Annotated in this window: 17 protein-coding genes; 7 read left to right on the top strand and 10 right to left on the bottom strand. The window is 61.2% G+C overall.

All coding sequences use genetic code 11. The features are described from left to right. The first annotated feature begins 141 nt into the window (after positions 1–141). The 5 genes from SFY93_RS26800 to SFY93_RS26780 all read left to right on the top strand — a co-directional run bounded on the left by SFY93_RS26800 (position 142) and on the right by SFY93_RS26780 (position 6,310). Entirely contained in the window at positions 142–933 is a 792-nt protein-coding gene (locus tag SFY93_RS26800) for a crotonase/enoyl-CoA hydratase family protein (protein ID WP_184511528.1), read from the top strand. 65 nt (positions 934–998) lie between these two features. Next, entirely contained in the window at positions 999–2,882 is a 1,884-nt protein-coding gene (locus tag SFY93_RS26795; protein ID WP_320445234.1) for a feruloyl-CoA synthase, read from the top strand. Positions 2,883–2,930: 48 nt separating this feature from the next. Beyond that, complete coding sequence (locus tag SFY93_RS26790; RefSeq protein WP_089265449.1) at positions 2,931–3,692, top strand: SDR family NAD(P)-dependent oxidoreductase; 762 nt, start codon at positions 2,931–2,933, stop codon at positions 3,690–3,692. 128 nt (positions 3,693–3,820) lie between these two features. Continuing rightward, a complete protein-coding gene (locus tag SFY93_RS26785) occupies positions 3,821–4,969 on the top strand; it encodes an ABC transporter substrate-binding protein (protein ID WP_320445233.1) in 1,149 nt (382 codons plus the stop codon). 192 nt (positions 4,970–5,161) lie between these two features. Continuing rightward, entirely contained in the window at positions 5,162–6,310 is a 1,149-nt protein-coding gene (locus SFY93_RS26780; protein WP_320445232.1) for an ABC transporter substrate-binding protein, read from the top strand. A gap of 70 nt (positions 6,311–6,380) precedes the next feature. On the opposite strand, the gene SFY93_RS26775 is transcribed toward SFY93_RS26780, so the two are convergent. Beyond that, positions 6,381–7,580, bottom strand: a complete 1,200-nt coding sequence (locus SFY93_RS26775) for an ABC transporter substrate-binding protein (RefSeq protein ID WP_320445231.1) — start codon at positions 7,578–7,580, stop codon at positions 6,381–6,383. A 64-nt stretch (positions 7,581–7,644) separates the two neighbouring features. After that, on the bottom strand, positions 7,645–8,721 hold the full coding sequence (locus SFY93_RS26770) for an aromatic ring-hydroxylating dioxygenase subunit alpha (RefSeq protein ID WP_320445230.1): 1,077 nt from the start codon (positions 8,719–8,721) through the stop codon (positions 7,645–7,647). 178 nt (positions 8,722–8,899) lie between these two features. Here SFY93_RS26770 and SFY93_RS26765 point away from each other — a divergent pair, with 178 nt between their 5' ends. Continuing rightward, complete coding sequence (locus SFY93_RS26765; protein ID WP_320445229.1) at positions 8,900–9,655, top strand: TetR/AcrR family transcriptional regulator; 756 nt, start codon at positions 8,900–8,902, stop codon at positions 9,653–9,655. An 18-nt stretch (positions 9,656–9,673) separates the two neighbouring features. Here SFY93_RS26765 and SFY93_RS26760 read toward each other — a convergent pair whose 3' ends face one another. The 3 genes from SFY93_RS26760 to SFY93_RS26750 are packed head-to-tail and all read right to left on the bottom strand — an operon-like array spanning position 9,674 to position 13,223. Beyond that, positions 9,674–10,405 carry an ABC transporter ATP-binding protein gene (locus SFY93_RS26760; RefSeq protein ID WP_320445228.1) on the bottom strand — a complete coding sequence of 244 codons (732 nt, stop codon included), beginning with the start codon at positions 10,403–10,405 and terminating at the stop codon, positions 9,674–9,676. Then, complete coding sequence (locus tag SFY93_RS26755; RefSeq protein WP_320445227.1) at positions 10,402–12,177, bottom strand: branched-chain amino acid ABC transporter ATP-binding protein/permease; 1,776 nt, start codon at positions 12,175–12,177, stop codon at positions 10,402–10,404. The genes SFY93_RS26760 and SFY93_RS26755 overlap by 4 nt, the downstream gene beginning before the upstream one ends. Before the next feature lie 5 nt (positions 12,178–12,182). Further along, complete coding sequence (locus tag SFY93_RS26750; protein ID WP_320445226.1) at positions 12,183–13,223, bottom strand: branched-chain amino acid ABC transporter permease; 1,041 nt, start codon at positions 13,221–13,223, stop codon at positions 12,183–12,185. 185 nt (positions 13,224–13,408) lie between these two features. Between SFY93_RS26750 and SFY93_RS26745 the strand changes: the two genes are divergently transcribed. Beyond that, the gene (locus tag SFY93_RS26745) at positions 13,409–13,915 is read left to right on the top strand and encodes a MarR family winged helix-turn-helix transcriptional regulator (protein ID WP_081421958.1); all 507 of its coding nucleotides are present in this window, start codon (positions 13,409–13,411) and stop codon (positions 13,913–13,915) included. 152 nt (positions 13,916–14,067) lie between these two features. On the opposite strand, the gene SFY93_RS26740 is transcribed toward SFY93_RS26745, so the two are convergent. The 5 genes from SFY93_RS26740 to SFY93_RS26720 all read right to left on the bottom strand — a co-directional run bounded on the left by SFY93_RS26740 (position 14,068) and on the right by SFY93_RS26720 (position 21,047). After that, the gene (locus SFY93_RS26740; protein WP_320445225.1) at positions 14,068–15,348 is read right to left on the bottom strand and encodes a glycerate kinase type-2 family protein; all 1,281 of its coding nucleotides are present in this window, start codon (positions 15,346–15,348) and stop codon (positions 14,068–14,070) included. A gap of 230 nt (positions 15,349–15,578) precedes the next feature. Next, complete coding sequence (locus tag SFY93_RS26735; RefSeq protein ID WP_320445224.1) at positions 15,579–16,820, bottom strand: ABC transporter substrate-binding protein; 1,242 nt, start codon at positions 16,818–16,820, stop codon at positions 15,579–15,581. 181 nt (positions 16,821–17,001) lie between these two features. Further along, on the bottom strand, positions 17,002–18,243 hold the full coding sequence (locus SFY93_RS26730) for an ABC transporter substrate-binding protein (protein WP_320445223.1): 1,242 nt from the start codon (positions 18,241–18,243) through the stop codon (positions 17,002–17,004). Between the two features lie 176 nt (positions 18,244–18,419). After that, positions 18,420–19,655: an ABC transporter substrate-binding protein gene (locus SFY93_RS26725; protein WP_320445222.1), complete on the bottom strand. Its 1,236-nt coding sequence runs from the start codon at positions 19,653–19,655 to the stop codon at positions 18,420–18,422. A gap of 156 nt (positions 19,656–19,811) precedes the next feature. Further along, complete coding sequence (locus SFY93_RS26720; protein WP_320445221.1) at positions 19,812–21,047, bottom strand: ABC transporter substrate-binding protein; 1,236 nt, start codon at positions 21,045–21,047, stop codon at positions 19,812–19,814. Between the last annotated feature and the right edge of the window lie 14 nt (positions 21,048–21,061).

Here is a 21,061-nt window from a genome sequence, read left to right as displayed (position 1 = left end):
CGGGTCAGGCGAGGCCGGATCGCTGTCGCACCGGAATACCTGACTTTATGCAGGACGAGATCAGCCTATTGCACCGCAAGATTGACTCATGCGCTATTCGTTATAAGATATAATTATTCTAGCTAGGACCTAATCGCGCTCATGAACCAAGCCGTCGCCGCTACCGCTGCCATGCTCCAGATCGAAACCCAAGGCCGCGTGCTGATCGTGGGCCTGAACCGTCCTGCCAAGCGCAACGCGCTGAACGATGGACTGATCCTGGACATCGAGCGTTGCTTCGCGTCGCTGCCCGAGGAAATCGGTGCCGTCGTCGTCCACGGCATCGGCGGGCATTTTTCCGCGGGTCTCGATCTGTCCGAACTCACCGAGCGCGACGCGACAGCCGGCTTGATGCATTCGCGGATGTGGCACCGGGTGTTCGATATCATCCAGCATTGCCGCGTCCCAGTGATCGCCGCACTACAGGGCGCAGTGATCGGCGGCGGCCTTGAACTGGCTTGCTCCGCGCATATTCGCGTTGCCGATCCCTCGGCCTATTACGCACTGCCGGAAGGCAGCCGCGGCATCTTCGTTGGCGGCGGCGGTTCGATGCGCCTGCCGCGTCTGATCGGCGTGCACCGGATGGCCGATATGATGCTCACGGGCCGCGTCTACAAGGCGGAGGAGGGCATGGCGCTCGGCTTCGCGCAGTATCTGACGGAAGCCGGCGGCGCCTTACCCAAGGCCATAGAGCTTGCCGAGCGTGTCGCGCAGAACGCACCGTTGACAAATTTTGCCGTGCTGCAGGCCTTGCCGCTGATCGCCGAAGCCAGTCCGCAGACAGGCCTGATGCTCGAAGCGCTGATGGCCTCGGTGGCGCAGAGCGATCAGGAGGCGAAAAATCGCATCAGGGATTTTCTGGAGCGCAAGGCCGGCAAGGTGAAGCCCGGCTAATCTGGCAAGACGGCAACGAACAAAAATAAAAGCAACAATCGGGACGAATACACAGGGCGGAAACAATGTCTGCAAGTGCCGACAAAATCGATCAGACAAAGCGAGCGATAACCGCGCATCCGCTGCGGCCGATTTCCTATGGCGATCCCGCGGTCACCATCGAGCGCCACGACGACGGCACCATCTATCTGCGTCCGACCAATGCCATCGGCGACTATCCGGACCGTGTCACCGACTATCTGCATCACTGGGCCAGGGAAGCGCCGGATCGCGTCTTCATGGCTGAGCGCGCGGAAGGCGGCGGCTGGCGTGAAGTCACTTACGCGCAGATGCTGGATGCGGTGCGCCACATCGCCTCGGCGCTGCTGTCGCGCGAGCTGTCCGCCGACAAGCCCATTGTCATTCTCTCGGGCAATTCCGTCGATCACGCACTGATCGCTTTCGGCGCGCTCTATGCCGGCATTCCCTACGCTCCGGTGTCGCCGGCCTATTCGCTGGTGTCGAAGGACTACGGCAAGCTCGGCTATCTCATGAAGCTGCTGACGCCGGGGCTGGTCTTCGTCGATGACGCCAATGCGTTTACGAACGCCATTCACTTCAATGTGCCCGAAGGCACTGAAGTCGTCGTAAGTACCGGCTCCCTGCCGGACCGGCCCGTGACCAAGCTCTCCGATCTGCTCGTGACGCCGGACGCCGCTAATCTTGACGCTGCGAACGCAGCCATCGGTCCCGATACCATCGCGAAGTTTTTGCTGACCTCAGGCTCCACCGGCAATCCGAAGGCTGTGATCAACACCCAGCGCATGATGTGCGCCAACCAGATCATGCTGCGCGATACACTGGCCTTCCTGAAGGACGAGCCGCCGGTGATCATCGACTGGCTGCCATGGAATCACACCTTTGGCGGTAATCATAATATCGGGCTGACGCTGTTCAATGGCGGTTCGATGTATCTCGACGACGGCAAGCCGACGCCCGCGGGTATCGAACAGACAATTCGTAATCTCCGCGAGATCTCGCCGACGGTCTATTTCAACGTCCCCAAAGGGTATGAATCGTTGTTGCCGTATTTGCGTGAAGATGCTGCGTTGCGCGAAAAATTCTTCGCGCGGCTGCACGCAATGTTCTTTTCCGGCGCAGCGCTGTCGGCCTATGTCTGGGACAGCCTCGATGAGCTGTCGGTGCAGACAACGGGTGTGCGTGTGCCCATGCTCACCGGCCTCGGCGCTACCGAGACATCCCCTTTCTTCATGTGCGTCAACCCGGTGACCAGTCGCTCAGGCCATGTCGGCCTTCCGGTGCCCGGCAACGACGCCAAGCTGGTGCCGAACAATGGCAAGATGGAAGTCCGCGCCAAGGGGCCGAACATCACACCGGGCTATTGGCGCGAGCCGGAACTGACCGCGAAGGCGTTCGACGAGGAAGGCTATTACATCTTCGGCGATGCGCTGAAGGCCGTCGATCCCGATGATCTCTCCGCCGGTTTTGATTTCGACGGCCGCATCTCCGAGGATTTCAAGCTCGGCAGCGGCACCTGGGTCAGTGTTGGCCCGCTGCGCGCGCGCTTCGTCGGCACCTGCGCGCCGCTGGTGCGCGATGTCGTCATCGCCGGCATCAACCGCGACGAACTCGCAGCTCTCGTTATTCTCGATCTCGATGGCTGCCGTGTGATCAATCCCGATCTTCCTGTGGGCGACCTCGCTGCGGCAGCCAATGATCCGATCGTCCGCGACGCGTTCCGTGAGCGCCTCGCACGTTTCATGGCTGGCGCGACGGGGTCCTCCACGCGGATTGCCAAGGTGGTGCTGCTCGACACACCACTGTCCATCGATCGCGGCGAGGTCACGGACAAGGGCTCGGTCAATCAGCGCGCGGTGCTGGAGCATCGCGCCAGGTTGATCGACGATATCTATGGGAATCCGGAAGTCGCGAAAGTGATCGCGATCTAGTTGAAAGCCGCCAATGAACGGCAGAGAAATCGAACAGGGGAGGACATCATGCAATTGAAGAACCAGGCCGCTATCGTCACGGGTGGCGCTTCCGGTCTCGGCGCTGCGACCGCCCGCAGGCTCGCCGCGCAGGGCGCGAAAGTCGCGCTGCTCGATCTCAACATCGCCCTCGCCGAAGCCGTCGCCAAGGAAATCGGCGGTGTTGCCATTTCCTGCGACGTGTCCGACGCCGCCTCCGCTGAAGCCGCGGTCGCCGCCGCCGCCAATGCGCACGGCCCGGCGCGTGTGCTGGTGAACTGCGCTGGCATCGGCGTCGCCAAGCGCGTGATCGGCCGCGATGGTCCGATGGCGCTCGGCGATTTCGACAAGGTCATTCGCGTCAACCTGATTGGCTCGTTCAATATGATCCGCCTGGCAACGGACCCGATGTCCAAGCTGGAGCCGCTGGAGACCGGCGAGCGCGGCGTGGTGATCTCGACAGCCTCGGTGGCGGCCTATGACGGCCAGATCGGCCAGTCCGCCTATTCGGCGTCCAAGGGCGGCATCGTCGGCATGACGCTGCCCATTGCCCGCGAGATGGCCCAGTTCGGCATCCGCGTGCTGACCATCGCGCCGGGCCTGTTCATGACGCCGCTTTTGGCGGGCCTGCCGCAGGAGGCGCAGGACAGTCTCGCCGCAGCGATCCCGTTCCCACGCCGGCTCGGCCATGCCGACGAATTCGCGTCTCTCGCACTGCACATGATCGATAATCCGTATCTGAACGGCGAGGTGGTCCGGCTCGACGCCTCGCTGCGCATGGCGCCACGTTAAGCCTGCGGCAAAGCATCAGTGCGCCAGCCCTTTACCGGTAAGGGCGCACTGACCTAAAGAAGGGGCTGATAAGCCAGCCGAACTTTGATTTAGCTGACGACATAAAAAATGACCTTAGGGAGAGACCCATGACCAAGCATCACTTGGCGATCGCGGCTGTTGCCGCCTCGCTGGCACTCGCCGCACCGGCTTTTGCGCAGACGTCCGACATCACCATCGGCATCACCACGTCGACCACGGGTCCCGCGGCCGCGCTGGGCATTCCCGAACGCAATGCGCTCGAATTCGTGCCGAAGGAAATCGGCGGCGTGCCGCTCAAGATCATCGTGCTCGACGATGGCGGCGATCCGACCACCGCGACCACCAATGCCCGCCGTTTCATGACCGAATCCAAGGCCGACATCATCATGGGCTCGGCGGTGACGCCAACCAGCATTGCGGTGTCCAATGTGGCCAACGAAGCCGGGATCCCGCATTTCGCCCTGTCGCCGCTGCCGATCACGCCGGAACGCGCCAAGTGGTCGGTGGCCATGCCCCAGCCCGTGCCGATCGTCGGCAAGGTGATGTACGACCACATGAAGTCCAAGGGCATCAAGACCATCGGCTATATCGGCTATTCCGATAGCTATGGCGATCTGTGGTTCAACGATCTCAAGACCCAGGCAGTGCCGATGGGCATCAACATCGCGGCGGAAGAGCGTTTTGCCCGTCCGGATACGTCGGTCACCGGTCAGGTGCTGAAACTGATCGCGGCCAATCCGGACGCGATCCTGGTTGGCGCCTCGGGCACCGCGGCAGCGCTTCCGCAGACCGAACTGCGCGACAAGGGCTACAAGGGCCTGATCTATCAGACCCACGGCGCCGCCTCGATGGACTTTATCCGCATCGCCGGCAAGGCTGCCGAGGGCGTGCTGATGGCCTCCGGCCCGGTGATGTATCCGGAAGGCCAGGCCGACACCGCGCTGACCAAGAAGCCCGGCATGACGCTCAACACCGCCTATGAGGCCAAATATGGCCCGAACAGCCGCAGCCAGTTCGCGGGCCACTCCTATGACGCCTTCGAGGTGCTTAAGCGGGTGATCCCGACGGCGCTGAAGACCGCAAAGCCGGGCACCCCCGAGTTCCGCGAGGCGATCCGGCAGGCGTTGCTCACAGAGCGTGAGATTGCCGCCACCCAGGGCGTCTACAACTTCACGGAAAAGGATCGGTATGGTCTGGATGAGCGTTCGCGCATCTTGCTGACGGTGAAAGACGGCAAATACGTTCTCGCCCAGTAATGCAGATCTGACGGAGGGCAGGGGCGCGAAGCGCCTTTGCTTCGCCGGCATTTTTCGATAACAAGGCCGGCCCTCGCCAGAGGGTCGGCTTTTTGCTGCGCGCGAGGCTTCGCGCGGTCACAACCAGCGCCACGTCTGCCGGTATCGCTGCCGCTTTCGGCGCTCTCCGCTTCCACACGAGAAAGATAAGACATGTCTAAGCTTCATCTGGCGATCGCGGCCGTTGCCGTCTCGCTGGCGATTGCCACCCCTGCCGAACCCCAGACCGCCGACATCACCGTCGGCATCAGCATTTCCACCACGGGCCCTGCGGCGGCGCTGGGCGTGCCCGAGCGCAATGCACTTGAATTCGTGCCCAAGGACATCGGCGGCGTGCCGTTGAAGCTGATTGTGCTCGACGACGGCGGCGATCCGTCCATCGCCACCACCAATGCGCGCCGTTTCGTGTCGGAATCCAAGGCCGACATCATGGTCGGCTCGTCGATCGTACCGTCCTCGGTCGCCATGTCGGCGGTCGCCAATGAAGCCGGTGTGCCGCATTTCAGCCTATCGCCGATGCCGTTTACGCCAGCGCGTGTGAAGTGGTCGGTGGACATGCCGCAGCCAGTCGAGATCGTCGGCAAGGTCATGTACGATCACATGAAGGCACATGGGGTGAAGACCATCGGCTATGTCGGTTACTCAGACAGCTATGGCGACCTGTGGTTCAATGACCTCAAGGCCCAGACATCAGTGATGGGCATGACCATCGTCGATGACGAGCGTTTCGCACGTCCGGATACGTCGATCACCGGTCAGGCGCTGAAGCTGATTGCTGCCAATCCCGATGCGATCCTGATCGGCGCCGCCGGTACTGGCGCCGGCATGCCGCAGTCCGAGCTGCGTGACCGCGGCTACAAGGGACTGATCTATCAGACCCACGGCGCCGCCTCATCAGACTTCATCCGCATCGCCGGCAAGTCCGCCGAAGGCGTGCTGATGGCTGCGGGCCCGGTGATGTATCCGGAAGGCCAGCCGGACTCGGCGCTGACCAAGAAGCCCGGCCTCGAACTCAATGCGGCCTACGAGGCCAAATATGGCGCCAATAGCCGCAGCCAGTTCGCCGGTCATGCCTATGATGTGTTCGAAGTGCTGAAGCGCGTCGTGCCCGTGGCGTTGAAGACCGCCAAGCCCGGCACGCCGGAATTCCGCGAAGCCATCCGCCAGGCGCTGATGAGCGAAAAGGAAATCGCCGCGACGCAGGGCGTCTACAACTACACCGAAAAGGACCGCAACGGCGTCGACGATCGCTCGCGGATCCTGCTGACGGTGAAAGATGGCAAATACGTTCCGGCCAAGTAAACCGGAGCACAGTTCAAACAAAAGCCGGCTGTCGCGAGGCAGCCGGCTTTTGTTGGTGCGTAACGAGCTGTCAGTCCAGCGGACGCCATTTTCGTACATCTGCATCGGATGGCTGGAGTGCTGCACCATCCTTGTAGACCATGTCGGTCATCACGCCCTTGCCGTCCTTGACCCCGGTGTGTCCGACATAGAGGCCGAGCGTCGCCTGATGATCGATGCCGCGGAAGGCGATCGGTCCGGCGGGGGTGTCGAATGTCAGGTCGGCGAATGCCGTGATCAGCTTCTCGGACTCTGTGGACCCGGCTTTCACGATGCCTGCAGCCAGCGCCTTGCCGGTCACATAGCCGACCAGCGACGCCATTCGCGGATAGTCCTTGTACTTGGCCTGGTAGTCTTTCACGAAGGTCTCATGTGCGGGCGTTTTGATCAGGTACCAGGGATAACCTGTGACGATCCAGTTCTTGGGTGCGTCGTCTTTCAGTGGATCGAGATATTCGGGCTCGCCGGTCAGCAGGCTGACCACGTCCCGCTTCTCGAATATGCCGCGCGTATTGCCTTCGCGGACGAACTTGGCGAGATCCGGCCCGAACAGTACGTTGAAGATCGCATCAGGCTTGGCATCGTCGAGCGCTTGCGCAACTGCACCAGCCTCGATCTTGCCGAGCGGCGGCGCCAGATCGGCGACGAATTCAACGTCGGGCTGCTGCTGTTTCAGCAGGGTCTTGAAGGTCGCGACGGCAGACTGGCCGTATTCGTAATTGGGATAGACCATTGCCCAGCGCTTCTTCTTGAGCTTCACCGCGTCCGGAACCAGCGCGGCGGCGTGCGTGTAGGTCGAAGGCCGCAGTCGGTAAGTATAGCGGTTGCCATTTTCCCAGATCAGCTTGTCGGTGAGCGGTGCCGAGGCAAGGAAGAACATCTTGCGCTGCTTGGCGAAGTCGGCGACGGCAAGGCCGACATGGCTGAGGATGGTGCCGGTCAGGATATCGACATTCTCACGCAGGATCAGTTCGTCAGCCGCCCGCACAGCCTCATTGGGATTGGCGCCATCGTCGCGATAAACCATTTCCAGCTTCTTGCCGAGCACGCCGCCGGCGGCATTGGCTTCTGCGATCGCAAGGTCGAGACCGTTGCGATAGGGCTGCGTATTGGCGACCATCGCCTTGTAGCTGTTGAGGTCGCCGATCTTGATCGTATCGCCTGCCTGCGTAGCCGTGGATGCTGATCCCAGCAACAGGAGCGTCAGTAACGTTTTTACCCGAAAGGCCATTTCTGTCTCCTTGTGTTGATCTGGAAGAGTGGGGCGGGTATCCGCCGCGCGGTACGGCGTCGATTCAGGCGATGGCGGCTATCGCAACATCCTTGCGCTCGGCTTCGATCATGCGCTCGACCATTTGACGCACGCGGATCGGTGCGCCATCGATGGCGATCCGTAGCGGGCGCCGCGTACGCGGTTCGCGCTCGTTCTGGTGGATCGCTTCGAGGATGTCCTTGTCCTCCTGGAATGCGATGCGGAATTGGTCCGACAGACGCTTGTTGGCGTCGTCGTCGGCCTTGAAGTTTTTCACGTGTAGCCAGTGGTCGATACAGTTGTTCTCATCGACTGGCGTGATGAAGTGGCATGCGAAGATCTGGATGCAGTCGTCGCGCTTGCCTTCGGGCGCGCCCGTGCCGGTGGCGGCACTGCCGAAGTCGATCACCGCGATGCTTGGCGCGTGATAGTGGTAATAGTGCCAGCGATCGACATGGCCGGTGAAGCTGCCGAATTTCTGGAACAGCGGGATGGCCGGTGCATCGATGATCCAGCGCCAGGTGACGAGATAATCGTCGCCGCGCTTCTCCGTTTCGACCGGCACTTCCTCGCCGGCTGAATTACCCAGCGTTGAGAGGTGCACGAAGCTGACATGGGCAGGGTCGCACAGATTGTCGGCGAGATTGAGATAGTTGCAGCTGATGTGCAGTGCATCGCCTTCCACCGCACTCCATTCAGGGTCGGTAAACTGTGGCAGGTCATAGATTGTTGCGGGATCTGCCAGCGTCGCATCGCCCATCCAGATCCAGATCAGGCCCATTTTCTCGAAGACAGGGAAGCTACGCACCTGAGCGTTAGCGGGGATGTTGTTCTGGCCAGGGATACGCACGCAGCGGCCGGTCGTGCCATCAAAGGTGAGGCCATGATAGCCGCACTCCAGCATGGAGCCCCTGATCCGCCCCATCGACAGCGGTGCCAGTCGATGCGGGCAGGCGTCTTCCAATGCGTGGATATTGCCGTCTTCGCCGCGATATAGCGCGACGAGTTCACCGAGGATACGTCGCTGCACCGGCTTGTCGGTGACGTCGCGCGACCATGTCGCGGGATACCAGGTGTCGCGGACATGGGAGGCTGGCTGCTGCTGGTCTCGTTCGATCATCGCCATTACTCCGGTAAGGGAAGAACGTTGTCCGATTTATTGAAGTAAATACTTAACGAATATAGATCCGATCTAAATCAGACGTCCAGCTTAAGATTTATTCGAAGCTGCGCAGGCTTGTGGCAGCTGTTGCGGCGGCGCATAGAATGTGCCGATGAGAGCAAGGGAATCGCTTTAAATGGCTGAAAAACGTGCCGTGGCCGCGCGAACCGCCACGCGCGGCGCACCAACGACGACGGCCCGGTCAGTCAGTCAGCCGGACGATGGGATGCCAGGGCGCAAGGCAGCCGTGCCCAAACGCGCGCCACGGGGGCGGCCGAAACTCGTTGATGGCGGGATCATTCGCAAGAATATCCTGGACGCCGCGATCCGGATTTTCGCCGAACGCGGACTCAGTGGGGCGCGCATCGCGACGATCTCGAAGCTCGCGAAATCCAACGACCGGATGATCTATTACTACTTCGGCAGCAAGGAGAAGCTGTATATCGCGGTGCTGGAAACACTGTACGTCAACATGACGGATGCGGAGCGCGAACTGGCGCTCGATCTGACTGATCCGATGGATGCGCTACGCCGGCTCGCGGTTTTCACCATGCGACACTATATCGAACATCCCGAGATGATCACGGTACTCAACAACGAGAACCTGCATCGCGGCCGGTACGTCTCGAAAGCCAAGAGCCTTAAGCGGCTTTCATCGCCGGCACTGGAAATGGTCGAGAAGATCGTCAGCCGCGGTATCTCCGAGCGTGTGTTCCGCGCCGATGTCGAGCCGCTGCAGCTCTACATCGCGATCATGTCGCTGAATTATTTCTACGTCTCTAATCGCTGGACGCTGACGGCGTTTCTCGGCCGCGACCTGATGGACGCCGGCGAGCTCTCGCGCTGGCAGGACTGGGTCTGGAAGATGCTAGAGCGGTCCGTCGCACGCTAGAAGGCGCGCGCATCCCGACTAGATCGCGCTCTCGCCTTCGTGCTGGAAACCCAGATAGCTCGCCACCACGCGCTGGTTGCTGGCGATATCGCTGGCGGCGCCATCCAGGATGAACTCGCCGAGCTCCATCACATAAGCGCGGTCGGCGATCTTCAGTGCCGCCTGCGCATTCTGCTCGACCAGCAGCACTGAGACGCCGGCAGCCTTCAGCTCGCTGACGATGCGGAAAATGTCGGCGACGATGATCGGGGCGAGGCCGAGGCTTGGTTCGTCGAGCATCAGCAGCTTCGGTGCGCCCATCAGTGCGCGGCCCATGGCCAGCATCTGCTGTTCGCCGCCCGACAATGTGCCGGCGAGCTGCTTGCGGCGCTCCTTCAGGCGCGGAAACAAATTGTAGACGTGCTCGAACGAGCGGGCGGCGGTGGCCTTGTCGATGCGGAAGGCGCCGAGAAGCAGATTGTCTTCCACATTCATCGTGGCGAACAATTCGCGATGTTCGGGCACGAGGCTGAGGCCGGCAGCGACGCGGTCCTCGATGTCGATCTTGGAGACGTCTTGCCCTGCGAATGTCACACCGCCTTTCAGCGGCAGGATGCCCATCACCGCATTGAGTAGCGTGGTCTTGCCGGCGCCGTTGGCGCCAATGATCGTGACGATCTCGTCGGCGCGAACCTCGAGATTGACCGCACGCACAGCCTCGACCTTGCCATAGGCGACATGCGCATCAGAGACTTGTAGCAACGCGCTCATGCGACCGCTCCCAGATAGGCCTTGATGACGTCGGGATTGGTCTTGATGTCAGCCGGTGTGCCCTCGGCGATCTTGGTGCCGAAATCGAGTACCACGATGCGATTGGCGAGATTCATGACGAAGCCCATGTCGTGTTCGACCAGCAGCACCGACATGCCGCCATCGCGCAGCTGCCGCAGCAGCGATGCCAGTTGCTGCTTCTCCATGTGGCGCAGACCGGCGGCGGGCTCATCCAGCAGCAGCAGCATCGGATCGACGCACAGCGCCCGGGCGATCTCGACGATGCGCTGCTGGCCGAGTGACAGGGATCCTGCGAGCTGGTTCATCTGGTCACCGAGGCCGACGCGTTCGATCTGCTTGGCAGCTTCCGCGAGCAGCTTCGCTTCGTCGGCGCGGTCAAGCCTCAGCATGCTGGCGATGGCGCCCGAACGTCCGCGCAGATGCGCACCGAGGGCGACGTTTTCCAGCACGGTCATGTCGGGCACAAGCTTCACATGCTGGAAGGTACGGGCAATGCCGAGCTTGACGATCTCCTGCGGCGGCGCGCCGGACACACTCTTGCCGAGTACGGCGACCTTGCCGGCGGTCGCGGCCAGTACGCCGGTGATGAGATTGAAGGTCGTACTCTTGCCGGCGCCGTTGGGGCCGATCAAAGCGACGATCTCGCGTGCCTGCACATTGAACGACACGTCGTTGACGGCGACCACACCGCCAAACTGCTTGCGCGCCTTGTCGACCTGCAGCAAGACGCCGGTATCCGGACGGTGGTCGTTGCGGGCGGGCAGTGCATCGGCTGGCGCGGGGCGCTTGCGGCTGTCGCCGGCCGGCAGCCACGCGGTCAGCCACGGCCACATGCCAGTTGGCGCGAGTTGCAGCAGCGCGACGAGCAGGATGCCGAACACGATGGTTTCGAGCTGGCCTCCGCCGCCGCCGAAGATCAGCGGCAGATAGCTCTGCAGGACTTCCTTGAGGATCACGACCACGGCGGCACCGAGCACACCGCCCCAGACATAGCCGGCGCCGCCGACCACCGCGATGAACAGATATTCGATGCCGAGATGCGGTCCGAACGGCGTCGGATTCGCAGCGCGCTGGAAGTGCGCATAGAGCCAGCCGGACAGGCCGGCGAGAACTGCTGCGTAGATGAAGACCAGGAGCTTCGCGCGCGCCGTCTGCACGCCGAAGGCTTCGGCTGCGATATGGCCACGGCGCAGCGCGCGGATGGCACGGCCGGTCCGCGAGTCTAGAAGGTTCATGGACAGCAGCGCGCATATGATGACTGCGATCCAGATCGGGAAATAGATCGAGCCGGGATCCAGCATCTTCCACGTGCCGATCGACAGTGGCGGGATGCCCGAAATGCCATCGTTACGGCCGAGGAATTCCAGCTTGCTGAACAGATAGAACAGGCTGATGCCCCAGGCGATGGTGCCGAGCGGAAGATAGTGGCCCGACAGACGCATGGTGATGATGCCGAGCAGCACCGCGGCGAGGCCCGAGACGATCAGTGACATCGGCAGCGTCAGCCACGGCGACATTCCATAGGCGGTAGTGAGATAGGCCGTTGTATAGGCGCCGAAACCGCAGAACGCCGCCTGGCCGAATGACGTCAGGCCGCCGACGCCGGTGAGCAGCACGAGGCCCATGGCGACGAGCGCGGCGAGGCCGATATTGTCGAGCAGCACGATCCAGAATGGCGGCACGCCCGGCACGAACGGGATCGCAGCCATCACCAGCGCGAAGACGAGAATGGGAAGGAGACGCTGTTGCATGGCGCTTAATCCTTCTCTTCTTCGACTTCGGGTGCGGCGAGCGAGCGCAGCACCAGAACCGGAAGGATCAGCGTGAAGACGATGACTTCTTTGTAGTTGCTCGCATAGAAGGACGAGAACGCCTCGACACAGCCGACCAGGATCGCGGCGGCAGCCGTCAGCGGATAGCTGACGAGGCCGCCGATGATCGCGGCAACGAAGCCCTTCAGGCCGATCAGGAAGCCGGTGTCGTAATAGAGCGTGGTGATCGGCACTATCAGAATGCCTGAGATGGCGCCGATGACCGAGGCCAGCAGGAATGCGATCTGACCCGACAGTGAGGTGCGGATGCCGGCGAGGCGAGCACCGAGGCGGTTTACCGCCGTGGCGCGCAGCGCTTTGCCATAAAGCGTGTAGCCGAAGAACAGCCACAACCCGACGATCAGAGCGATGGTGATGCCATAGACGGCGATGCTCTGGCCGGTGAAGCGCAGCGCGCCGATGGTGATGGCGTCAGACGAGATCGCAGGGCCGCGCTGGCCTTCGGCGCCGAAGAAGACGAGGCCGAAGCCCTGTAGCGCGAGGTGGCAGCCCACCGAGGCGATCAGCAGTACCAGAACCGATGTGTGGGCGATCGGCTGGAACGCGATGCGATAGAGATAAAGGCCGATGGCGGCGACGATCAGCAGCGACAGCGCGATGTTGAGGGCGATATTCCCCGGCCGTCCACCCAGCACCCACATCACGCCCCAGATCGCCAGCGGGAACACGATATTGACCGCAATCGAGCGCAGTACGCGCCTGGCATGGAGCGCCTTGCGGAAGGTGAAGAGATCGAAGGCAAAGGCCACGACGCCCATGGCGACGGCGAGCTTGATGGTGCCCGGCATCTGGCCGGCCGAGAGGCTGGCATAGGTCAGCGCACCAAAAGTGATGAATTCGCCCTGGGGGATCAGGATGATGCGTGTAACCGCAAAGACCAGCACCAGGGCCAGCCCGAGCAGCGCATAAATCGCGCCATTGGTGATGCCGTCCTGCAAAAGGAACAGCAAAATCGTCGTATTCAAAGCCGCGCGCTCCCCCACACTGTCTGGCGCGCCGGATACCACAGGCGCGGGACGATCAACAATGGCGGTTGAAACCCGCCGTCTATTTGATATACTTCATAACGATTATTGAACATAATCTCAAGGCCCGTCGCGCGTCGACCGGGTGTTTCATTCAAGCCGCCGGGTATCGCGGAAAGCGAGCGATGACTGTTTCAAAGATGACGTCCCAGGATCAAGCCAAGCAGGTTGCGCCCGTCGGGTTCGACGAGGAGGGCGGTGCGCTGCAGCTCGGCGAACTGTCCGAACTGCTGGGCTATTCGCTGAAACGTGCGCAGTTGAAGGTGTTTGAAGACTTCCTGCGCTGCATGGCGCCGCTGCAGCTGACGCCGGCGCAGTTCTCGGTGCTGCTGCTGCTGGACAAGAACCCGGGCCGCAACCAGACCGAAATCGCCAATACGCTCGGCATTCTCCGTCCGAATTTCGTTTCGCTGCTTGACGCTCTGGAGAGCCGCGACTTGCTGACGCGGATGCGCTCGCCGAGCGACCGCCGCTCCCATGTGCTGATGCTCACCGATAAGGGGCGTGCCACGCTGGCCCGTGCCAAGAAGCTGGTGGCGACCCGGCATGAAGCGCGGCTGATCGAGGTGCTGGGGCCGGCCGAGCACAAGGCGCTGCTGGGCATGATGGCGAAGATTGCTCGGGAGTTCTAATTGTCATTCCGGGGTGCGATCTCGGCGTAGCCGAGAGTGCGAGCCCGGAATCTCGACATGTTCATCACTCCTGGATTCCCCGCTACTCCAAGTTGAGTGGCTGAGGTTCGCGAGCGCCAAGTGGTGCCCGCGCCCGGAATGACAGTGTGTGGTTAGTCCACTAAAATTACCCTGACATCATTCACGTTGGTCAGCGTCGGCCCGGTCTGCAGCAGATCGCCTGTCGCGGTGAAGAACGTCGTCGCGTCGTTATTCGCCAGCGTTGCTTTCGCATCGAGCTTCTGCGCGCGCATTGCCTCGAACGTACGTGCATCGATGACCGCGCCGGCGGGATCGCTGGCGCTGCCGGCGCCGCCATCGGCGCCGTCGGTGTCACCGGCGAGCGCGACGATGCCGGTGGTATCCTTGAAAGCATCCGCGAGCGCCAGCGCGTATTCCTGGTTCGGGCCGCCGCGGCCGTTGCCCGTGACGGTCACAGTGAGTTCGCCGCCGGAGAGGATCGCGAGCTTTTTGCCGTCTGCCTTGGCCTTAAGCGCCAGCTTCGCATGGTCAGCGGCAATCTCGCGCGCTTCGCCTTCGAGATCGGCACCGAGATCGATGATCTCATAGCCGGCATCACTGGCCACCTTGATTGCGGCATCGAGTGACTCGCGCGGACGTGCGATCAGCTCAAAACGCGCACGTGCGAATGCGACGTCGTTCGGCTTCACGCTTTCATTGGCCTCTTCGCTGAGCGCCGCGCGCACGGCATCGTCGATGGTGAGATTGAACTTCGCGATGATCGCACGGGCATCGGCCAATGTGGTCGTATCCGGCACCGTCGGTCCCGATGCGATCACGGCGGGATCGTCATGCGGCACGTCGGAAATCGCCAGCGACACGATCTCGGCCTTCTGCCCGGCACGGGCGAGGCGGCCGCCCTTGATACGCGACAGATGCTTGCGCACGGTGTTGATCTCGCCGATCACCGCACCGGAGCGAAGTAGCGCGCGGTTGAGCTGCTGCTTCTGCTGGAAGGTGATGCCCGCCACTGGCGCGGTCCAGTTGGCGGAGCCGCCGCCAGATATCAGCACCAGCAGAAGATCGTCAGCGGTGGCTTCGGCGGCCAACTTCAAAGAATCGTCGGCGCCCTTGAGCCCCGCCTCGTCAGGCACGGGATGGCCGGCCTCGACCACGCGGATGCGCCGTGTCGGCACCCCATGGCCATGGCGCGTGGTGGCGATGCCGGTGAGGCGCGCGGGATCGAGCTTTAGCGTGTCGAGATAATGCGCCTCGGCGGCAGCCGCCATGGCGGCAGCGCCCTTGCCGGCGGCGAGGCAGATGATACGGCCCTTCGGCGGCGCCGGCAGGTGGGCGCTGAGGATGACATCGGGATGGGCCGCAGCAACTGCGGCATCGAAAATTGCGCGGAGCAGGGGGCGTTTATCGGTCATGCCTGGGGTTATGCCGCTCATTGGCGGAGGCGGCAAGCGCTTCCCCTCGCCCCCGGACGCGGCGCAGCCGCGACTGGTGGGAGAGGGTGGATCGAACCGCGGAGCGGTTCGAGACGGGAGAGGGGGGCTTCGCTTAAGAAGCAAGGAGCTCTCTCCCGCCTTCGCTTCGCTCAGGCACCCTCTCCCGCGGCGCACAGCTTCGCTGCGCTGGGGGAGAGGGGAAGTAAGAGCTAACCGCCCTTGCCACTTTCGCCGAGTTCACCGGTCAGCACGTCGCCGAATAGCTTCCAGTTCTCGCCCTCGAACCGCATCAGCTGCATCTGCTCAATGGGCGAAAAGTCGGTTGGCGAGGTGTTGACCTTGACGCCCGGCAGCAGCGTCGACTGCTGGACGTCTTTCAGGTTCGCCGCCTGCTTCATCACATTGGCGCGGGTGAGATCGTCGCCACACTGCTTGAGCAGGATCGCCATGGTCTCGGCGATGTTGTAACCGGACATCAGCGAGCTGTCCGACGGATTGCCGTCCGGCACATACTTGGCCAAGAACTCACGGTAGGCCCTGATGCCCGGGTCGTCCTTCCACTGCGGGTCGGTGGCGTCCTTGGAATAATGTGCCGACAACAGGCCCTGCGCGTTCTCGAAGCCAGCCGGACGCAGTACCTGGCCGATGGAGACGCTGACGCCCGGCACGATCATGGTCGGCTTCCAGCCGAGTTCGGCGATCTTCTTGATTGTCTGCGCGGCAAACTTCGGCGTCGCGAAGATGATGACAACGTCGGGATTGACCGACTTCATCTTGACGATGTGGGAATCCACGGTCGGCTCGGTGAGCTCATAGCTCTCCTCGATGACGATGGACGAGGCCTTGTCGCCAAGGCCGTCCTTGACGCCCTTGAGATAATCCTTACCGAAGTCGTCATTCTGAAAGAGCACGCCGATCTTCGCGCCGGCCTTTTCCTTAAGCAGGTACTTGGCGTAGATGCGGCCTTCGCTCTGGTAGCTGGGCAGCCAGCCCATGGTCCAGGGGAAGTTCTTCGGATCGGCCCATTTGGTTGCGCCGGTGGCGAGGAACAGCTGCGGCACTTTCTTGGCGTTGAGATATTTCTGGATCGCCGTATTGGACGGCGTGCCGAGCGCCGAGAACATCAAGAGCACTTCGTCGGACTCGACCAGTTTGCGGGTCTGCTCAACAGCCTTCGGCGGCGAATAGGCATCGTCATAGCTGATGTAGTTGATCTTGCGGCCGTTGATGCCGCCCTGATCGTTGATCATCTTGAAATAGCCTGCCTGCGCCTTGCCCACCGCGCCATAGGCCGAAGCGGGACCGCTATAGGGCACGATATTGCCGAGCTTGATTTCGGTGTCGCTGGCGCCGGTGTCGTATTTCTTCTGGGCCAGGACGTGGGTCGAGGAAATGGCGAGCAACATGGTGGCGGCCGAGAGCGACAATAGCCGCGCGGACGTGGCAGACATTTGAGTTCCTTCCCTTGCTTGCAAGGCGAGATTTTCTTGTTCTGCAGGCTCTTTTGCGCCTGCGAGATAGTCATACCGCGATTGCACAATGGCTCAAATGGAAAGCGACCAAAACGCAATAAGGCCCGCGCTGTTTTTGACGCGGGCCTTACGTATTTTCCGTTATGTGGAATGAGGGCGATCAGCCGCCTACATCAGCGCTAATGACCTCGCCGAACAGCTCCCATTTATCGCCTTTGAAACGCATCAGCTGAAGCTGGCTGATCGGCGCAAAGTCGGTCGAAGATGTGTTGATCTTGATGCCGGGTAGCAGCACCTCGGTTCGGAAGTCCTTCAGGCTGGCCGCCTGCTTCATGACGTTTTCGCGGGTCAGGTTGTCACCGCACTTCTTGAGAACCTCAACCAGCGTCTGGGCGACCCCGTAACCGGTGACGATCAATCCATCGAGCTTGTTGCCTTCCGGAAAATCCTTATCGAGGAAGGCGAGAAATTCCTTCATGCCGGGGTCGTTGTTCCACTGGGTATCCGCGACGTCCTTCAGATACGCAGCGGAAATAATGTCCTGCGAGTTTTCGAAGCCGGCCGGCTTCATCACGCTGCCGATCGAGTTGGACACGTTGTTGAGGAAGTGCATCGGTTTCCAGCCGATCTCGGCGGCCTTCTTGATAGCCTGTGCCGCAAATTTCGGCGTCGTGATGTTGACGAACACGTCGGCGTTCAACGACTTTAGCTTGACGATGTGATTGTCGATGGTCGGCTCGGAGGTCTCGTAGCTCTCCTCCACCACGATCATCGAAGCGGCCTTTGCGCCAAGGCCGTCCTTCAGACCTTTGAGGTAGTCCTTGCCGTAATCATCGTTCTGGTAAAGGACGGCAATCTTCGCGCCGGGCTTTTCCTTCAGAAGATATTTCGCATAGATCTGCGTCTCGCTCTGGTAGTTGGGCTGCCAGCCCATGGTCCAGGGGAAGTCCTTCGGGTCGTTCCACTTCGTGGCGCCGGTGGCCACGAACAGTTGCGGCACCTTCTTGCTGTTCATGTATTTCTGGATCGCCGAGTTCGGCGGTGTGCCGAGCGAGTTGAACACCAGCAGAACTTCGTCCGATTCCACCAGCTTGCGCGCCTGCTCGACGGTTTTTGGCGGCGAATAGGCATCGTCATAACTGATGAAGTTGATCTTGCGGCCGTTGATGCCGCCAGCAGCATTGATCTTCTTGAAGTAGGCTTCCTCGGTTTTTCCGATCACGCCATAGGCGGAGGCGGGTCCGCTATAGGGCATGATGTTGCCGATCTTGATTTCGGTATCTGAGGCGCCGGTGTCATATTTTTTCTGGGCGAGCGCGCCGGTGGCAGATGCGGCGAGCAAAGCCAAGCCAGCCAAAGAAGCAGCCGGAAGTGCGGCCAGGCGCAGACGAATTACGGGCATTTCTGATCTCCCTGATCAATTGTGATGTGTCACGTTTCTTGACAAGGAGCTCTGCGGCTCCTGAGAGCATTCAACACCCGCCTGCATTTCGCAGCAAGAAAAAGCCCCCGCGACGATGTCGCGGGGGCGGTATAATTCGTGTTCGCTGATGCAGCAGAACTGCTGCCGCAACTGAGCTATTGCGTCGCGACGTCGGCGCTGAAGATCTCGCCGAAGCGCTCCCACTTGTCGCCCTTGAAGCGCTGCATCTGCAATTGCGAGATAGGCGCGAAATCGGTGGGCGAGGTATTGATGGTGATGCCCGGCAGCAGCGTGTCGGGGGTAAAGTCCTTCAGGCTGGCGGCTTGTTTCATGACATTCGCCCGAGTCAGGTCGTCGCCGCACATCTGCAGCACCTTGACCAGCGTCTGCGCAGCACCATAGCCATAGACCGTGCTCGAATCCGCCTTGTTGGCGTCCGGCATGTATTTGTCGAGGAACGCGTTCCACTTCTTCATGCCCGGATCGTCCCTCCACTGGGAGTCGGTGCCGTCCTTGGTGTAGGAGGCCGACAGCACGCCTTGCGCATTGTCGAAGCCGGCGGGCTGCATCACCGCTCCCACGGAGACGCTGACATTGGCGAGGATCTGCAACGGCTTCCAGCCAAGCTCGGCGGTCTTCTTGATAGTCTGTGCCGCGAATTTTGGCGTCGTGAAGATCATTAGCACGTCGGGGTTCGCAGCTTTCAGCTTCACTACATGAGTGTCAATGGTCGGCTCGGCGATCTCGTAGCTGTCCTCGATGGTGATCATCGATGCTGCCTTGTCGCCGAGGCCGTCCTTGAAGCCCTTCAGATAGTCCTTGCCGAAATCGTCGTTCTGGTAAAGCACGCCGATTTTCGCGTTCGGCTTCTCCTTCAGAAGATACTTCGCATAGATCTGCGCTTCGCTCTGATAGGAGGGCTGCCAGCCGATCGTCCACGGGAAGTTCTTCGGATCGTTCCACTTGGTGGCGCCGGTGGCAACGAAAAGCTGCGGCACTTTCTTGCCGTTCAGATATTTCTGGATCGCGGTGTTCGAGGGCGTACCCAGTGGATTGAACACCACCAGCACCTCGTCGGATTCGACCAGCCTTCGCACCTGCTCCACGGCTTTCGGCGGCGAATAGGCGTCGTCGTAACTGATGAAATTGATCTTGCGTCCGTTGATGCCGCCCTGTGTGTTGATCATATTGAAATAGGCGGTCTCGGTTTTGCCGATCGTTCCATAGGCAGATGCGGGGCCGCTGTAAGGAATGATGTTGCCGATCTTGATTTCCGTATCGGTGGCGCCGGTGTCGTATTTCTTCTGCGCGAGCGCGCCGGATACACTGGCGGCCAGAAGCGCCATAGCAGCAGGCAGTGCTGCAAGGCGCATGGATCGTGCGAGCATCATGGATCTCCGTGATCATTTCTTCCCAGGTCTTTGGTGGAGTTCTGCGACTCCTGTCCGCATTGAATACCCCTGATGCGCCGGTCACAAGAATAAGCCCCTGCGACCAAATCGCAGGGGCTCCGTTATTCTAGTGGTGCAGTGCAAAGTGCTGCGGTACTAGTCCGGCGAAGTCGTGTCGGCATTGATCACGTCGCCGAACAGCTCCCACTTGTCGCCCTTGAAGCGCATCATCCGCAACTGCGCGATCGGTGCATAGTCGGTGGCCGAGGTGGATATGGTGATGCCCGGCAGCAGCGTGTCTGGCGCGAAGTCTTTCAGGCTTGCCGCCTGCTTCATGACATTCTCGCGGGACAGGTTGTCGCCGCACATCTCCAGCACCTTCACCAGCGTCTGCGCGGCGCCATAACCATAGACGAGGCTGTTGTCGGTGCGGTCGGCACCCGGCATGTATTTGTCGATGAAAGCCGACCATTTCTTCATGCCCGGGTCGTCCTTCCACTGAGAGTCAGCGCCGTCCTTGCGGTAGTCGGCCGACAGCACGCCTTGCGCATTGTCGAAGCCGGCGGGCTGCATCACTGCGCCGACGGAGACGCTGACATTGGTGACGAGCTGTAGCGGCTTCCAGCCGAGTTCACCGATCTTCCTGATGCCCTGGGCTGCGAATTTCGGCGTCACGAAATGGACGACGACATCGGGATTGAGCGACTTCACCTTCACGATGTGGGAATCGATGGTCGGCTCGGAAATCTCATAGCTCTCTTCGGTGACCAGCATCGTGGCAGCCTTGGCACCCAGCGCTTCTTTGAACGCCTTCTGGTAGTCCTTGCCGAAATCGTCGTTCTGATAGATCACCGCCACCTTGGCGTCGGGCTTCTCCTTCATCAGATACTTCGCATAGATCTGTGCTTCCACCGCGTAGCTTGGCTGCCAGCCCATCGTCCACGGGAAGTGTTTCGGATCGTTCCACTTGCTGGCGCCGGTGGCGACGAAGAGTTGTGGCACCTTCTTGGCATTCATGTATTTCTGGAACGCGGTATTCGACGGCGTGCCGAGGGAATTGAAGATGAACAGTGCCTCGTCGCTTTCGACCAGCTTGCGGGCCTGCTCGACCGCCTTGGGCGGCGAATAGGCGTCGTCGTAGCTGATGAAATTGATCTTGCGGCCGTTGATGCCGCCCTGGTCGTTGACCATCTTGAAATAGGCGGTTTCAGTCTTGCCGATCAGTCCGTAGGACGAGGCAGGGCCGCTATACGGCATAATGTTGCCGATCGTGATTTCGGTGTCAGTGGCGCCGGTGTCGTATTTCTTCTGGGCCAGCGCGCTGCCGCTGGCTGCGGCGCTGAAGGCCGCGGCAACCGACAAAGCCAGTGCGCGCGATCGGATCGAAGGCATTTCAGAACTCCCTG

This window comes from Tardiphaga sp. 42S5 (genome assembly GCF_034044155.1).
Taxonomy (GTDB): Bacteria; Pseudomonadota; Alphaproteobacteria; order Rhizobiales; family Xanthobacteraceae; genus Tardiphaga; species Tardiphaga robiniae.
Note: the sequence above shows the minus strand (reverse complement) of the source record. Positions and strands in the feature narration are given on the sequence as shown.

What these genes read in the sequence shown, in the direction of transcription:
- SFY93_RS26720 (WP_320445221.1), bottom strand. Translation starts at nt 21,047, where the DNA reads ATGCCTTCGATCCGATCGCGCGCACTGGCTTTGTCGGTTGCCGCGGCC.
- SFY93_RS26745 (WP_081421958.1), top strand. Translation starts at nt 13,409, where the DNA reads ATGACTGTTTCAAAGATGACGTCCCAGGATCAAGCCAAGCAGGTTGCG.
- SFY93_RS26785 (WP_320445233.1), top strand. Translation starts at nt 3,821, where the DNA reads ATGACCAAGCATCACTTGGCGATCGCGGCTGTTGCCGCCTCGCTGGCA.
- SFY93_RS26725 (WP_320445222.1), bottom strand. Translation starts at nt 19,655, where the DNA reads ATGATGCTCGCACGATCCATGCGCCTTGCAGCACTGCCTGCTGCTATG.
- SFY93_RS26780 (WP_320445232.1), top strand. Translation starts at nt 5,162, where the DNA reads ATGTCTAAGCTTCATCTGGCGATCGCGGCCGTTGCCGTCTCGCTGGCG.
- SFY93_RS26735 (WP_320445224.1), bottom strand. Translation starts at nt 16,820, where the DNA reads ATGTCTGCCACGTCCGCGCGGCTATTGTCGCTCTCGGCCGCCACCATG.
- SFY93_RS26755 (WP_320445227.1), bottom strand. Translation starts at nt 12,177, where the DNA reads ATGCAACAGCGTCTCCTTCCCATTCTCGTCTTCGCGCTGGTGATGGCT.
- SFY93_RS26790 (WP_089265449.1), top strand. Translation starts at nt 2,931, where the DNA reads ATGCAATTGAAGAACCAGGCCGCTATCGTCACGGGTGGCGCTTCCGGT.
- SFY93_RS26740 (WP_320445225.1), bottom strand. Translation starts at nt 15,348, where the DNA reads ATGACCGATAAACGCCCCCTGCTCCGCGCAATTTTCGATGCCGCAGTT.
- SFY93_RS26795 (WP_320445234.1), top strand. Translation starts at nt 999, where the DNA reads ATGTCTGCAAGTGCCGACAAAATCGATCAGACAAAGCGAGCGATAACC.
- SFY93_RS26770 (WP_320445230.1), bottom strand. Translation starts at nt 8,721, where the DNA reads ATGATCGAACGAGACCAGCAGCAGCCAGCCTCCCATGTCCGCGACACC.
- SFY93_RS26730 (WP_320445223.1), bottom strand. Translation starts at nt 18,243, where the DNA reads ATGCCCGTAATTCGTCTGCGCCTGGCCGCACTTCCGGCTGCTTCTTTG.
- SFY93_RS26800 (WP_184511528.1), top strand. Translation starts at nt 142, where the DNA reads ATGAACCAAGCCGTCGCCGCTACCGCTGCCATGCTCCAGATCGAAACC.
- SFY93_RS26760 (WP_320445228.1), bottom strand. Translation starts at nt 10,405, where the DNA reads ATGAGCGCGTTGCTACAAGTCTCTGATGCGCATGTCGCCTATGGCAAG.
- SFY93_RS26765 (WP_320445229.1), top strand. Translation starts at nt 8,900, where the DNA reads ATGGCTGAAAAACGTGCCGTGGCCGCGCGAACCGCCACGCGCGGCGCA.
- SFY93_RS26775 (WP_320445231.1), bottom strand. Translation starts at nt 7,580, where the DNA reads ATGGCCTTTCGGGTAAAAACGTTACTGACGCTCCTGTTGCTGGGATCA.